We start from the raw sequence: 16,630 nt of genomic DNA on the forward strand, positions 1-16,630 counted from the left end.
AAACGTAATTGGGTTGTTTAGACATTGTTGTGTCTCTCCTTTTCAGTAACGTTAGCTTCGCCAATGTTATCGGTCGGTAACTATCCAAAAAGCACTGTTTCAGTGACCTTAAAACTGTTTAACTTTTCGGTTCTAGAGCAGTGAACTAGCTACGCATCCACTGGTAGGTTTTGAACACTTGCCGATAACGTAGACAATAAAGTCTTAGGCTGGTAAGCACGGCTTCAACTTACTTGGCTAAAGCCCCGCGTCTTTAGACCGGGGTTGCTTACCCATATTGCGGATATATTCGCAAACCGCAGCCAGTTGTCGTTCTAACTCGCCAACATTTTCTTTGATAGCGGCTAGAGAACCCGCACGTCCAAGGTTTTCGACTTGGGCGGCTAATTCTGCGATCGCCTCCATACCTAAATTGGCACTCGATCCTCTCAGCCGATGGGCTTTTGCATAGATTTGTTCATAATCTTCGGCGGTAACTCCGGTTTGGATATCCTTTAGATCTGCTTCAGCATGTTCGATAAAAGCTTGCAATAGTCGTTCTTGAGCCGATTTTTTACCGAGGGTGACACGATCAAGGTGTTCCCAGTTAATTGGGGATTGGGGAAGTGTTGAGTGTTGAGTGTTGAGTGTTGAGTTTGAGGCAAGTAGGGAAGAGTTTAGCCCATTTCGTTTCGCTGTTGACGATAACATTTGTTCAGAACTGGCGCTGACTAATCCTTCGCGATCCTCGATGACATAGTTTTGAGTTAACTCCCCATTTCCCTTGTCTTCTGTGTCTGTGTGTTTCTCCATCTTCTGATCTCCCTGTCCGTCACGATTTTTGTTAATCTGGGTTGCCCAATACTCTAACCTTTCGCTCAACAGTTGCTCATCGACGGGTTTACTAATATAGTCATCCATACCGACTGCCGAGCATCGTTCTCGGTCTTCGGGAAACGCATGAGCAGTTAGAGCAATAATAACTGGATGATGACGACCGTAGCGCTCAATCAATTTGGTTGTAGCAGCGTAGCCATCCATAACAGGCATCTGACAGTCCATGAGAATGACATCGTATGATTTTTCCTCGACTAATTCCAGGACGATTTGACCGTTGGCAGCACAGTCGGCATCATAACCCAAAATTTGTAACTGATTGATAATAACTTGTTGATTGATGGGGTGATCTTCAGCTAAGAGGATATTCAGAGGAGTCGCAGGTCGTCTGTGAGTTAAGTCTCCAGTCGCTGTATTTTGGGCTAATTCTTCCTTCTGCTGTTCTTTCATCATTTCGGGCGCTACAGCCGCCATTAAACTATCAAATAGCCGTGAGGCTCTCACCGGCTTGAGCAAATAACTAGCCGCTCCCACAGACAATAATTCTTCGACTTGATCCCGTTGATTCATCGGGGTCATAACGACGGCTTTCGTTTGGCTCAACGCTGGGTCAGAGCGAATGGTTTGAATGAGCGACCCATCCTCGACTTGGGGAAGTTGCCAATCACAGATCACAACATCATAAGGCTGGTTAACGGCAGCGGCTTGGCGCAGGGCATCTAGAGACAGTTCGGCTGTGTTGGCTTCATCAATCCCCATTCCCCAGGTATTAACTAAGTAACGCACCGATTGGCGGGTGGTGCGACTTTCGGAAACGACTAACAGTTTCAGATGAGTGAGGGCAAAGGGAGTGCTGGGGGGTTCCGAGAGTGCTTGTTTATCAAATTTTGCCGTAAACCAGAACGTGGAACCCTTACCCAGCTTACTTTTGACGCCAATTTCGCCGCCCATCAAGTCTACCAACTGTTTGCAGATAGCTAGTCCTAAGCCTGTCCCACCATATTGACGGGTGGTGGAACTATCGACTTGGGAAAAGGATTGGAATAGTTTTTCTTGCCCTTCAGGGGAAATGCCGACTCCCGTATCCGACACCTCAAAGTGAAGCGTGGCATTTTTGGAGGTAGCAATTTCTAAGGTGACATGGATAACCACTTCCCCTTGGGGTGTAAATTTGAGGGCATTGTTGGTCAGATTTAACAAAACCTGCCGTAGTCTAGCCGGATCACCTTTGAGTTTTCGGGGGACTTGGCGGTCAACTAAGGTTGCCAGTTCTAGGTGTTTAGCTTCGGCTTGAGTGGCTAGCACATCAATAACCGATTCGATACAGCCATCCAAGTCAAACTCAATGGTTTCGAGTTCCATTTCTCCAGCTTCTAGTTTGGAGAAATCCAGGATATCGTTGATGATTGTCAGTAAATGGTCAGCACTACGGCGAATGGTTTGGGCATAGTCTCGCTGTCGGGGCGTGAGTTGAGTCTGTAACAGGAGTCCCACCATACCCAAGACGCCATTCATGGGGGTACGAATTTCATGACTCATGTTTGCCAGAAACTTTGACTTAAACCGTGCCGCTTCCAGTGCCGCTTCTCTGGCTTCGACTAACTCGTTAATTGGGTCGGCGGCAATGACAATCCCACCAACCTGACCATCAGGAGTATACCAGGGGTTAATTGCCCAGCGCATATAAACGATAGAACCATCGCTACGTTCCCAGATATCTTCTGGGTTAGTAATGACTTGTCCTTTAAGCGCCCGTTGATAAATCTGTTTCCACTGTTCCGGTATGTCTGGGATCACTTCGTAGTGGCTGCAACCAATGATGGACTGCTCCTCAATCCCTTGCACCATGAGCCACTTTTGGGAATGAGCCATATAGCGCATTTCTCTGTCAAACATCGCCATTGCCATGGGCGCACTGGCAATGACTTGTTGCAGTTGTCGGCGCTCTCGGTCTAATGAGTTTAAGGTGCTGTCTAGGAGTTGGATTTGGTCTTGGGTTTTAGCGTACAGATGAGACTGGGTGCAAGCACTGGCAATTTGTTTAGAAATCGCTTCTAATAGTTCGATGTCGCTGGAACTCAAAGACCAAGCTGTGGGGTGGATACAGATTAAATAACCTCTTGCACCGGTTTGAGGATGGATGGGAACGACTAAATAGTGACCTTTTTGCAGGGTATAGGTTTGAGGGGAAGTCACAGGGATAGGAGGATGGGTGGAGAGATGATTATCCTCTTGTGTGCCTACATCAGAATCATCGGATTCATCGCTAATGGTGGAAAGGGTTAATTCTACCGTCTCACCCTGTCGTAATTGAGTCCCCAACTTACCTGGAGGATTCATCGTTAGCTGTCTGCCATTGCCAGACAAACTGCCCTGGGTGTATTCGTAGGCAATCGTCAACGTCTGTTCGTCTAGCAACCAACCCAAAATAACTCGCTCTAAACCGAGCAGCGCCGTCAGTTCTTCTAGAGTGGCGGGTAAGGTTTGGTCTAAGTCGAGGGACGAATGGATGCGATTGGTCAAGCGGTTAAGCAGCGCTTCTTTGGCTGCTTTAGCCCGGGTTTCCTCAAAGAGTTTCACCTGTCGTCTGACGAAAAAAATGGCAACGACTAATAGAGTGACCATGACAATCGCCAGCAAATTTAGTGACCACAGAGCGCCCTCTATTTCTTCATCGTTCATGACTAAGGCAATTGACCAATCAGCCTCTTGAAGCGGAACATAAGCCACATAGACGGATTCCCCCGCCAGGTTTGCCATTTGAATTTCTTGCTTTCTGTCTACCATCTGGCGAGCGATCGCGGCTAGATTAGGTTCTGGGGATGCTATAAAGCTGGGAGTTGGCTGGTCGAGTGTTCCGATTGTCTCTTGGTCTGGATGGACAATAGGCACTCCCTGAGAGTTTAAGGCAAAGGCATAGCTTTTCTTGCCATAGGAGATGCTTTCTACAACTTCAGCCACCCGGTCAATATCGATAGCGCCCGTTACTACCCCAATCGGTCGAGGCGGCTGAGGTGGCATGGCTTTGATGGGTGCAGCAACGATAATCACCGGTAATTGGGTTGTCCGACTAAGCAGCGGATCTGAGACGTTAACTTGTCCATCTATCGCTTTTTGGAAGTGTTTACGATCTTTAACATTCCCTTGACCGTTATCAGTCGTTTGAAAATTCCCATCGCCATCGGTTATGGCAAATGCTGTAAAATTCCGACTTTGCGTTACTTCCATCTGCAAGTACGGTTGAATCTGCAACCAGTCCATCGAACGTACCGTGGGGGTATTGGCAATAGTTCTGATTTCAGCCTTCAGGGTGGCTAGCCATCGGTCGATTTGACTGGCTTCTGCTTGCACGGAATTGAGCGCGTTTTGCTTGATGTTTTCCAAGATGAGCTGGCGCACTCCCAAATAGCTGACTGTCGCTACTGCACCAATCGCCACCGTTGTTACACCCACTACCACCCAGACCAGAAAATGACGAGGACGCCAAGATTTGTGGAACTGTGCCGATAGTTGCTGATTACTGTCTCTGGCGAGCATTTTAAAAAAGGGTGGCTTTTTCATCATGGGTCAAACGTCAAAATTCGGGACTGGGTTTAGATTGTGGGAGTGGTGGATCAATTGACACCTCCTGGGAGGAGGTATTTTCATCATCTATCAGCAGTTGACTAGGATTCTCAACAAATTGGAGATAGTATAGGGAAGCCGGGAAATTTCTCGATGCTTCTTACAGGTGTCTAGTTTCCTTGTATCACATCCCTGCTAGACATTGAGTGCTAGCTACTGAGCTTGGCGAGCGCTTTTCGTCGTCAGCAGTTAATTCGCCACGATAAGGTTGGATGCTCGTTGTCGATTATAAATTCAGTCCTTCGCTCTGGGGCTACTGATTTGATCTCCAGACCTTATCGGAAATTCATCAGGACTACTAGCGCAAGAACGACAGGAGTGCGGGTTTGATACCAGGGTTTTGACTTTTTGACAGCTCTCGTCTGATAGATATTAGAGTAAACCAAAAAAGTAAAAAAATCGATAACTTTTATCATTGTACATAGTCCCCAATAATCTTTACCATCCGATTTTGAGCCTACCCTTATCCAAAACTATTGCTCACGCTTCTGATTTAATGCGGTATAATATCAGTCGGGATTTTTGGAGTGTTTATGATCTCTCAAGCTTAAAAGAAGGAAGCCGTGAATCCAGTTTTAGATGTTGGATGTTAAAATCCTTTCTGCTCGGTTATTTCAGCCCTTTCTTTGTCAAATCAATCCAGCTAAATTCTATAAAGTAAATTTAAGCTATTGGCAATAAAACTTTCGATGTCAAGTTTCCACCACAATTCACTGAGACTGTAATGATCTGAGCATCCATCATGGGAATTTCCCCTGGGCATATACCTGTTCCCGGATTCACTGGATAGGCGGGAAAACAAGCGGCGCTTAGACTTAGACGTAATGCATTTCCTTTGGCAATTTTCATACAAGTCGGCTGAAGTTCGATTCTAACAGGTGTTATCTCTTGACCCAGACTTACAGTCGCATACCCCTGAGTGAAATTATAAACGATCCCATTCGGAAGCACTTCAGATAACACGACACAGAGATCAAAAGTCGGTTTATCTGCATAGCAAAAAACCTCTACTGCTACATCCCCCATTAGACATAAATCTTCAGTAAACGGCGCTGAAGTATAGGTTAAAACATCGGTACGACTATCAATAGCACAACGATCAAAGGACCCAGCCGGAATTGCCCCATGACCTCCCAATGCCGGAACGGGACGCCACGGATCATGAACGAATACATCAGTTACAGCAGATAGAAGGGGCAATTCGTCAAAAGATTCCAATTGGGGGATGAGAGTCCCTGAATCGTCTCGTACAGTGGCTAAACCTGTACTGGCGAGACAATAGGATTTCTGATTACGTTGTAACCACGTATCAAAATAACGCCATTGATTACTGCCCATTTCAAATAAATAGACAGGCGGTTTATTCAACAATCCGGTATCAATTCCCTTGAGAAACTGGTCAAACCAACGGACTTGTAACGTATCCACAAAACTTAGCGCATTTGCCCCATAATCTCTTGCCCCCACTTTCCGTCCCCAAGGCAGGTGTGCCCAAGGTCCAATGATCAGATGCTGGGGAAAATGACTCTGGCTTACCATTTGTTTATAGAGGCGCAGATTACCCCGAAGATACGGATCAAACCAGCCACCAATATGCAGCATCGGCAAGTCCACACCGTCTAGATTCGGTGAGAGTTTTTGCCAATAGTCTCCGGGTTCAGGATGGTTTCGCCATTCAGCATAAAAGGAATTCGGCGCATACTTATTTAAACTCTCGGTAAATCGGGGAGATAGGTCATAAAAGGGCAAATTTCGAGATGCAGCATAGAGAATTTGATAGGCAATAGCATCATTTTTCAACCGGGCAGTTTCTGCGGCTAACTGTACCGCCCATCCCAAATTGGTGTGTAAACAAAATGCCCCATTTTCATACGCCCAATCTGCATATAAATCATACGCCATCATTGCCGGACAAATAGTTTTTAATCCAGGCAGATGTGCCGATGCGGCATAAAGTTGAGTCATCCCCTGATAGGAAAAGCCATACATACCCACCTGTCCATTGCTACCCGGTAACTGTGACACCCAATTAACGGTATCAATTCCATCAGCAACCTCATGGACAAATAGGCGAAACTCTCCCCCTGAAGTCCCCCGTCCCCGCACATCCTGAATCACAACAATATACCCCTGGGCGGCATACCAAGAGGGATGGGCATAGACTACAGTAGACGCGATCGCTCTTCCATAGGGTTGTCGCATCAGTAGTACGGGTAAGTCTGTCTCTGTATCGGGATAGTAAATATCAGCATCTAGACGAATTCCATCGCGGGTTAACATTGATGCTGTTTGTTTACGAATTTTTGTCATTGTTTTATCAATGGATAATTAATAATTGATAATTGACAATTGATTAATTTGGTCTAAGACCTCTTCGTTTACGAAGAAATTAAAAAAGATTTTCCTTAATTTCAATCCTCTTCTTTTAAGGAGAGGTCATTATCCATTGTTCATTATCCATTGTCAATTTGTGAAGTCTTATGTCTTATGTCTTACCCATCTCCCCTAGAAGGGCGGGTTTAGTCAAGTTATCAGTATGTCGTTAAATGTTATCTGTAAAACCCGCCCCTACACCCCATCTTTCTCATCTCCCTCATATTCCCTATTTCCTAACAGGGAACCACCACATCAGTACGTCCCAAGACTCGAAAATCTTCCTCATCCAAATCTACAGGTGTACCGCTGCGAATAAGTTCGACAAAATCCTCATTGGGAACCATGAAGCATAACGCATATAAACGACCACAACCTGTATTTATAATTTCATGAATACCCGTTGGTGGGACTAATAAACTATCTCCTGCCCGAAATGGCACATTTTTGCCATCACAACGGGCAATTCCTTCCCCTTTGAGGATAAAAAACATTTCTACAGCAATTTGATGGCGATTGGGAGGAGTTTTGCCACCTTCCTCAAAAATCTCCACACAAACGGTCAATGATGCATCCGCGATCGCGGGGTCGAAGATAATGGCTAAACGGTTACTATCTTGGGGACTGATGCGATAGGATTGGTAGTCCTTGGGGGATTTAATGACGGGAATCATACAACGAGATTCCATGGGTAGTTTCTCCTAAAATTGGTTATTCGTCATTGGTCATTCGTCATTCGTTTTTGATGCAAACCTTTGATAGCTGCTAACTTTCCCCATTTTCCTTTTCTCCTCTGCCCCTCCGCCTTTTTATTAAGCTTTTAAGGCTTTCAGAAGTAATTGGGAATCGCTGGTAAAACCAAAACATTGATTAACATTGTAAATTGTGGCTTTAAAACAGTAATCAGGAGACGTTGTTGCCGCACAATCTTTGAGCAGAACACAATCATACCCCAGAAAGTTGGCATCCTGTAATGTTGCCATGACACATTGGTCAATATTGACACCAGCAAAGAAAAGTGTAGTTTTGCCCATATTGCGTAAAATGCTGTCTAAGGGAGTGTCCCAGAAGCCACTCATACGATATTTATCAATGTAAACATCTTCGGGTTTGTGGTCTAATTCATCCACAATTGCTGCTGCCCAACTATCTTTTATTAACACTTTTGCCCCATTTTTGGGCAGAGGATCGCCGAGTCCAATTCCTGCGCCTGTGGGGTTGTAAACATGGCGCGATCCAGCACTAATATTGAGTAGATCGGGACGGTTTCCCCAGTTCACCCAAATCACAGGGACATTAATATCTCGTAACTGGGGAAGCAAGGTTGTCAGGGGTTCAATTGGGGTTCGGGCGGGGGTTACGTCTACGCCAATATGGGCTAACCATCCATCGGGATGACAGAAGTCATTTTGCATGTCGATGACAAGGATGGCAGATTTGACTAAATCCAGGCGTAGGCTTTTGGTTTCTGTGGTGAGGGTAATGGGGTGAGGGGTTAGGGAGGGGCGAGTCAAATCCGCGATCGCATCATTCACTCCCCAAGCATTCGGGGCTACACCTAATGTCCGTAACGGTTGATTCATGGCAGTAATAATAGACATGTCAATAATTGTACTCAGGATTGCGCGGCTGACCAGACATAAGCCAGAATAGAACGGTGCTATCGTTCAGGCATGACTGATGCGATCGCGCTTCGCCAGGGGACACACCCTTAAAGTGAATGGCACTGACTTTAGAGTGTGTAGTAAGCGCTGTCTTCGCTTCTGGCACGCTTCGTGCCTACTACGAACAAAGTACTGATTTATCAAGTTTTATCCGTGAGTTTTACTATTGGAAACGTTTTAATCCCTATTGATCCGGACTATACAACTGTCGATGTGCAAATTGAGGCAGATTGCATTGCCACGATTGTGCCTCATTCCTCTGTTAATTCTGGGGAAAGCAATAATACAGTCGATGGCGAAAATAAACTACTTTTACCCGGTTTCATTAATGCCCACACTCACTCCTCAGAGATGTGGCAACGGGGTATGATTCCGCCCTTACCTTTAGAACTGTGGCTTGCCCAACTTTATGAGTTTACGCCGTTAGAACCGGAACAGGTTTATTTAAGTGCGTTGGGGACAGCCGTGGAAACATTACTGTCTGGCGGGACAACGGTTGTTGATCATTTGGTATTAATTCCAGGGAAAGAAATAGAAACCGTTGCGGCGGCGGTTCGGGCGTATCAAGACATTGGGATTCGGGCATTTATTGGTCCGTTGATTCAAGATGAATCACTGTCGCAAGGGATTCCCGATGGGGAGGTAAAACGGGAACATGATCATTATCATCACTCAACCGAGGAAATCCTGGCATTTATGCAGGAGGTGGTGCAGCGATTTCATCATCCTGAATCAGGAATCAATATTCTGGTTGCGCCAACGGGGATACAACTCTGTTCAGATGAACTGTTTGAGGGTTGCATTGAATTAAGCGATCGCGATAATTTATGTCGTCACGCCCATCTGTTGGAAACAAAAGCACAGCAGCAACTAGCACAAGAAAAATATGGCTGTAGTGCGGTGAGACATTTGCAAAAAATTGGCTATTTGAGTCGGCGCACGTCTTTGGCGCACTGTGTCTGGTTAGATGATGCGGATATTGGAATTTTAGCCCAAACGCGATCGACGGTGGTTCACAATCCCTTGAGTAATTTGCGCTTGGGGAGTGGGATTGCGCCAATTTTGAAATACCGTCAAGCGGGAGTTAATGTTACCTTTGGCTGTGATGGTGCAGCGAGTAATGATTCCCAGGATGTCTTAGAAGCAATTAAAATTGGTACATTATTGCACAATACCACGGATTTAGAGTATCGCCATTGGATTACCCCCCGTCAGGCGATTAAGATGGCATCATTAGGTGGGGCAAAGGGGCTGAATATAGCGGATGAGTTGGGTTCGTTGACAATTGGCAAAAAAGCTGATTTAGTATTATATGATTTAACCAATTTATCCCTACTACCGCGTACTGAGCCGATTGGCACACTGGTGTTAGGACGTCCGACAAATGTGGTGGATACGGTTTGGGTGAATGGAGAACGAGTGGTTGCGGATGGAAAGGTTACCCGTATTGACGTAGATGAATTAAGGAAGGAATTATTTGAGCAAAGTCAGTGGATGAGTAGTCGCCCGTCTAAAACAGTTCAGCGGTTTGAGGCGCATTATCGTCAGGTGATGGGTTTAGAATGCTTGTAGTTGCGCTGTCTTCGCCATAAATGTTTGCTTTACCGATCCATTATTATATTTTTTAAACGCAGAGTAACGCAGAGGGTAACGCAGAGTAACGCAGAGGGAGTTTTATTGTTGGGGCGAAGAGTTTAGAGGGTGGGAGAAACAACCGGGAACGATAGGATCACGGTTTACACGGATATGATATAAAATCAGGTCAGAGTATATAAATTATACTATAACCCTATAAAATATTGGGGGACTCTTCTGTTCTCTGTCCCTTTTACAGACATTCACTGGAATATCTCTCCTCAATTCTGCCTTCAAACTTATGAATAACACAAAACTGGGATTAATCAGTGTACTTCTACTTTCTATCTCTAGCCCACCCATTCTAGCTCAGACAGAGGCATCCGAAACGGCGACTCCCTTAAAAATTACACCCCGCTTAGGAATTGGACATACGAGTTCCGGCGGTGGATTTGATGGATTTACCCGCCTAGAGGGATTTGTCCCCCTTTTGCAAAGTCCGGGTGAGAACCTGACGTTTCTGGAAGGGCGATTATTCCTAGATAACGATGATGCCAATTTAGGAGGAAATCTCACCCTGGGATATCGTACCTATAATGCCAATTCCCATCGCATTTGGGGCGGTTATATGAGTTATGATAACCGCCATACGGGTCACAATACGTTTAACCAACTGGGGTTAGGTATAGAAAGTTTAGGCAATGTTTGGGATTTTCGGGTGAATGGGTATTTACCCATTGGAGATAGGCGCCAGGGAGTCGGTGATGTTGGGGTTCGAGATAGTTTCTTTCGCCGTAATTTCTTGATTTTAGAACAGGGGCAAGATAAAGAAGCCGCTATGGCGGGTTTTGATGCAGAAGTTGGGGCAAAACTTGCTCAAATTGGTACAGATGGTGATCTGCGCGGGTATGGGGGATTGTATTGGTATGATGCCCAAGAGAGTTCAGAGATATGGGGATGGCGGGTGAGATTGGAAGCGCGTCCCTCAGATAATTTTAATCTGGGTTTGTCGTTGCAAAATGATGATTTATTTGGCACAAATTTAGTTTTTACAGTGGGTGCAACATTCCCCGGACGTCGTCCTCAAGGGCTAAGGGATGAAGATGATCAAGTTGTAGCACGATTGGCAGAATCGGTGCAGCGAACAAATGCGATTGTGATTGATCATCAAGATGATTTCCAAGAAGTACCAGCGACGAATCCCGAAACTGATGAACCCTATGTATTTCAGCATGTTAGTTTAGGCGAAATGGGGGGAGATGGTACCTTTGAAAATCCGTTTGGTACGGTTGAGAACGGGTTAACTCAAACGATGTCCGATGGCAATGATATTGTTTATGTACAACCCGGAACGAATCCAGGGATTCCGCCGTTTACTATTCCTGATCGAGTACAGGTGTTATCCACGGGTCCCATTCAGCAACTGGATACTGTAGAACGAGGAATCGTGCAATTACCCCTATCGGGTGCGGGGGTACTCCCCACGATTTCTCCAGGCGCTGCTGCTTCGGTAACAATGGGGAATCAAACTACCCTATCTGGGTTTTTTATTCCCAATGCGGGTACGTTTGGAATTGAGGGAATAGGGATTGATACAGTAACGATTCGGGAGAACGCGATCGCGAATTCCACTCAAGATGGTATAGTACTATTTGAAGCTACGGGAAATGTCACCGTTACCGATAATAGTATTGATACGACAGGTGGTTCTGAAAATAGTGGATTTTTTATCTTTAACACGGCGGGTTCGGTTGACCTAAACCTGGTCAGGAATCAGATTGTCAATACGACAGGCGATGGAATGGGTATTATTCTGTTTAATACTGAGGACAGTACAATAACACTTTCTGAAAATATACTTGTGGATAATCAACTTAACGGCATTGGTTTCAGATTAGCTAATGCAGTCAATGTTAGTTTTAATATTAATAATAATACAATTCAACGCAATGGCAGTGCCGGACTTGTCTCTGAGGTATTCAGAAATTCTAATTCAAGCGTCACAATTATCAACAATGAAATTTCAGGCAATCAATTTGATGGAATTTCTATGGCACTAATAGATAATTCCAAGGGAATAGTCACTATTACCAATAATGAAATTAGTGGCAATCAAGAAGACGGGATTATTATGGGATTATTTGCAGATTCCGATGAAACCGTTACGATTGTAGATAATACGCTATCGGACAATCAGTTTCATGGACTTAGCATATTGCTAAGGAATAATTCCCAGGGAACATTTAATATTACAAATAACACTATTTTGAACAACCAGTTGGATGGGATTATTTTCACGTTCTTGGATGATTCCCGTGGAATGGTAACGATTGCCGAAAATACCCTGGCTACAAATCAGAGGCGGGGAATGACTGTACAATCTACTACGACTGCTGAAGGGGAAGTCATTATCCAAAATAACCTGATTTCTGATAATGAAACTATCGGGATTGCTGGATTGATGTTAGGAGAATCCCAGTTAGGAGTCACAATTGACAACAATGAGATATTGAATAATGGTCATCATGGTATCGGTGTGAGCATTCAAGAATTTGCTACATCGAGACTGAGAATCACTGATAATCAAATTGACAGGAATGGCTTTCAGGGTATTGAACTCGATTTTCCCGAACCCGATGGCATTTTTATAGATACACTTAATAACTCAACGCTCCAGTTACTACTGGAAAGAAATACAGTAATGGATAATGCTCGTTTTGGTGTGCTTATATTAGCGGAGGATCAGTCCGAAATTTTTGCAAGTGTCAGATTTAATATATTTACAGGAAATCCTGGTACTTTTGGCAATCCCAATGGTTTTTTAGTACAAACAGGAGAGGAAATTATTGATCCTGATCCTGAATCGACTATTTGTTTAGATTTGAGTAATAATACCAGCGAGAATGGCTTTGTACTTAATTACACCGATCCTGAGAGTACATTCAAAGCCAATACAACAGCAAATAATGGAATCATTTTGATACCACAACTACCTGTTGAGCCCCTAGGTGATTGTCCAGTTCCTTAGTAGTGTGGCAAGTTAGTAGTGTGGCAAGGCTAAAATTGGGGAATAGAGTTTACGGGTTTTCTGGGCGCACGCCGGTGCGCCCCTACAATTCCAATCCACTGAATTAGGTTTGCCGCGCTAGTAGGATACTTAATAAGTTCAATAATTATAGAGACGTAGCCATCTACGTCTCTACCATGTTGATTTAAGTTAGGCTGTCTCAAAATCTAGCCAATCGGCAAGAATATTAGCGAGATTCAGTCCCTTGATTAGGATCACCTGCTACATGTTTATTTCCACCTTCGGCTTCCGCAATGGTTGCTGGATCTTTCTTGGACTCTTGCTCATCAGCTTTGGGATCTGTAGACTCCATACCCGTTGTTCTAGCTCCGGCGGCGGTTGTCGTTTGTTTACCGTGGGATGTTATGTCTTTTTCTGGCATAATTGCATTCTTAATTTCGACGTTATTACCAATAATAAAAAACTAAGAGAGAATGTTCCTCTTCCTAAAATAGGATTTTGATTTATTTATCTCTCTATCTAAAGCATTAGTGCGCTGACGCCATGGGGCTTGCCGAGTGGTGTGGCACTCCTAAATGGGTGTATGAGATTGAGTTCGTAAGTAATCAGTCAGGGGCGGGTTGAGTCACATCCCTTGTGCAACAGAAAAGATAGTCGTGAAAAGAGCCCCTCCAGCTTCCCCCGATTCAACTCGCCAACAACTGAGAGGGTGTGACTCGCCACAACTGTTCTAATTGTGACGCTGGCATGGTCAAGTATAAAACATCACCTGCCGCTAAGGCTGTGTCCAATAAATCTCGACCGTGAAGCTTTTGATTTTTGGTTTCAATATAGAGGGGAACAAACTCAATATCTAGGGTTAAATCTTTCACCCGGCGTCCACAGAACGGATGCTTCAGAGTAATCGTTGTTGCCAACGCTACCCAAAGGGTATCTCCGGTCATGCCATTCCCTAAAATACGCCCACCTAAAGCGGCTGCGGCAAAGGCAGGTGTGGCTAATTCTGTGGGACTGAGTACCACCTCAAAATTAAAAACTTGCTGCACTCCTCGGGCAAATTGGGGGTCATGATTTCGCACAACGATGGGTAAATTTGGCGTTAAAGCTTTGGCACTTAAACTAATCTCGACATTAGTCATGTCGCTACTGGTTACAGCTAATAAAGCTTCCGCTGTATGGATATTAGCCGCTTTTAAATGGGTCGCCAAACTGGCATCACCAATAATCACGGGGACTCCCAAGGAACGGGCAACACCGAGAAATCGATTATGGGTATCGGGTTCAATGACAACCACGTCATAGCCATGACTATGGAGTTGATTAATAATCTGGATACCAATACCCCCCAAGCCACAAACAATATAATGATGGCGACTGGGAACACGGGCTGCATCTAAAAATTGACTAAAACGAGTGCCTAAAATAAAATCGTTGAGTAGGGCGTAACAAATCCCAATCACACCTGCCCCAACTAACATCATCACGGCAGTAAAAATTTTGATACTGTCGGGGGCAAATTCTGCCACTTCTTCTTTTCCCCCAGCCCCAGTAATCATACCCACGGAAAAATAAAGGGCGTCAACGATCGAGGTATTCAACTGAACGCTAACATAAGTGAGTGTGGCGATAAAAATGGTTAGGAGTAGGGCGAAAGTGCCAGCGAGAATGGGTTGACCATGGTGCTGAAACTGTCGCAGGTTGGTGAGAACTTTAAACAGTCGGCGTAGCCAAGAACCCCGACGGCTGCGGATATTGGGTTGAGTGCCAACGATTATGCGATCGCCCGGTTGTAAGGTTCGCCCTTGCACAACGGCTGAAACCAAATTCATCTGCCCTTTCACGGGTCGATAGTAAATCAACATCCGCGATCGATCTTCCCACAACTCATTCAACCGACGCCCGTTCCAGGGATGAGACTCATGGATATATTCTTCATGAATGGGCCAGGTTTGATTAAATAATCGCAGTTGTCCAATCGCTTGATTCCCCATCGCGGCAAAAGCAAACACAGGGGCGGCTAATGCGGCGACACTGAGGCTGACATGGTTGGGCAGAATCTGATCTAACCGATCGCCTAAGCTGCTGTTAAATAGCCGACTAATTATCCGAATCCGGGGATTGAGGACTCGGGCTTGGGTGAGAATGGCTAGATTCAAGGCATCATCGCTAGACGTGATGACTAGGGTTTGCGCCTCCTGAATCCCAGCGGCGAGTAGGGTGGCGGCTGAGCGAAAATCGCCGATAATCAGATCCTGACAGTTACAAGGGACTAAGCGATCGCTAATTCCGACAACAGATGCTCCCTGTTGCTTTAATAGTGAGAAAATTTGATAGCCAGTGCGACCCAAGCCACAAACGATGATTCGGGGTTTCATAAAGCAAGCCTTATCCACAGACAGATTTTTGTCTGGTCGTGTTTTGAACAACTATTCTCCTATAGATTCACGGCAACCATTGTAACCGAAGACACCAAGACTAGCGAGAACAGGAAAAAAACTGTTCCTCGTTTATCATTTATACTTCAAATAGGACGGTTTTTTTTGAGCCGTTATCAGCAGCAACTACGGTTTATTGACGAAAGGAAATCTTTACTATTAGACTAATAATTAATTAAATAGAAAGCAGTTTATGACTAAGCCTCAGATTCCTCTAAGCCTACAAAAACTCAACCCCAAGACGTTCAATCCCGAAAAACGAGCTTGGACTAAATCAATCGATGGTGTTAATGATATTAAAACCCGTAAACTAACACTGGTAACTTATAATATTTGGTTTTCCGACTATTATCGCCAACAACGCCATGAGGCTATACTGAAGCTGATCCAAGACTGTGACGCTGACGCGATCGCGTTGCAAGAGGTCACCCCAACCTCTCTCAAACTAATTTTAAAGCAAGACTGGGTCAGAAATAATTACTATCTTTCCGACACCACAGGGAAAACCGTAAATCCCTATGGCGTTCTCTTGCTGTCTAAGCTTCCCATCCATCGGTTATTTTTCTGTGACCTTATCAGCCAAATGAGCCGCAAATTTCTCTGTGCACAATTGCAGATTAATGGACAACATTTTAATATTGCTACGGTTCATTTAGAAAGCAAAAAGAAGTTTGCCTCCATCCGCGCCATACAGCTTGCTGATATCTTTCCCCTATTAGAACACGCCGATCATGCTGTACTCATGGGAGACTTTAATTTTTGTTCATCCTGGGAAAACGAGAACCGTAATCTCGACCCTCGCTATCAAGATATGTGGGCAGTTCTCAGAGGTGATGAACCGGGCTATACCGAAGATACTGATATTAATTTAATGAGGTTGCAGCAAAAACAGAAACACAAAAAAGTACGCTTTGACCGCATCTTACTCCATTCTGATTCCCCAGGTTGGCAGCCACAATCCATTGAACGCTTGGGATTGACACCCCTTTCCCCGGATTGCCCCTCTGTTTTCCCCTCTGACCATTTTGGTTTAGTTGGTCACTTAGAGTACAAAGACTAAAGGGGCGGGAAAGAAAAAGTTATTTATTGAAGAATATCCGAGCTATTTTGATCTT

The 16,630-nt window shown here is 44.8% G+C and carries 9 protein-coding genes; 3 read left to right on the forward strand and 6 right to left on the reverse strand.

The genetic code is table 11. The annotated features are described in order from the left end of the window. Window positions 1-237 precede the first annotated feature (237 nt). The 4 genes from RID09_RS24630 to RID09_RS24645 form a co-directional block, all read right to left on the reverse strand. Window positions 238-4,380: a response regulator gene (locus RID09_RS24630; protein WP_446338551.1), complete on the reverse strand. Its 4,143-nt coding sequence runs from the start codon at window positions 4,378-4,380 to the stop codon at window positions 238-240. A gap of 723 nt (window positions 4,381-5,103) precedes the next feature. Then, on the reverse strand, window positions 5,104-6,750 hold the full coding sequence (locus RID09_RS24635; protein ID WP_446338552.1) for a CocE/NonD family hydrolase: 1,647 nt from the start codon (window positions 6,748-6,750) through the stop codon (window positions 5,104-5,106). Window positions 6,751-7,049: 299 nt separating this feature from the next. Then, entirely contained in the window at window positions 7,050-7,502 is a 453-nt protein-coding gene (locus tag RID09_RS24640; protein ID WP_446338553.1) for a cupin domain-containing protein, read from the reverse strand. 123 nt (window positions 7,503-7,625) lie between these two features. Then, on the reverse strand, window positions 7,626-8,396 hold the full coding sequence (locus tag RID09_RS24645) for a cysteine hydrolase family protein (RefSeq protein WP_446338569.1): 771 nt from the start codon (window positions 8,394-8,396) through the stop codon (window positions 7,626-7,628). 234 nt (window positions 8,397-8,630) lie between these two features. On the opposite strand from RID09_RS24645, the gene RID09_RS24650 reads away from it, so the two are divergent. Both RID09_RS24650 and RID09_RS24655 read left to right on the forward strand, forming a co-directional pair. Continuing rightward, window positions 8,631-10,049: an amidohydrolase gene (locus tag RID09_RS24650; RefSeq protein WP_446338554.1), complete on the forward strand. Its 1,419-nt coding sequence runs from the start codon at window positions 8,631-8,633 to the stop codon at window positions 10,047-10,049. A 304-nt stretch (window positions 10,050-10,353) separates the two neighbouring features. Further along, window positions 10,354-13,080: a right-handed parallel beta-helix repeat-containing protein gene (locus tag RID09_RS24655; RefSeq protein WP_446338555.1), complete on the forward strand. Its 2,727-nt coding sequence runs from the start codon at window positions 10,354-10,356 to the stop codon at window positions 13,078-13,080. A gap of 226 nt (window positions 13,081-13,306) precedes the next feature. Here the strand turns inward: RID09_RS24655 and RID09_RS24660 are convergent, their stop codons facing one another. Beyond that, window positions 13,307-13,501 (reverse strand): hypothetical protein, encoded by a 195-nt coding sequence (locus RID09_RS24660; protein ID WP_446338556.1) that lies wholly within the window; start codon window positions 13,499-13,501, stop codon window positions 13,307-13,309. Between the two features lie 265 nt (window positions 13,502-13,766). Continuing rightward, window positions 13,767-15,455: a potassium channel family protein gene (locus tag RID09_RS24665; RefSeq protein ID WP_446338557.1), complete on the reverse strand. Its 1,689-nt coding sequence runs from the start codon at window positions 15,453-15,455 to the stop codon at window positions 13,767-13,769. A 253-nt stretch (window positions 15,456-15,708) separates the two neighbouring features. Between RID09_RS24665 and RID09_RS24670 the strand changes: the two genes are divergently transcribed. Then, entirely contained in the window at window positions 15,709-16,575 is an 867-nt protein-coding gene (locus tag RID09_RS24670) for an endonuclease/exonuclease/phosphatase family protein (protein ID WP_446338558.1), read from the forward strand. The last annotated feature ends 55 nt before the right edge of the window (window positions 16,576-16,630 follow it).

The organism is Coleofasciculus sp. G1-WW12-02 (assembly GCF_040219735.1).
Taxonomy (GTDB): domain Bacteria; phylum Cyanobacteriota; class Cyanobacteriia; order Cyanobacteriales; family Coleofasciculaceae; genus Coleofasciculus.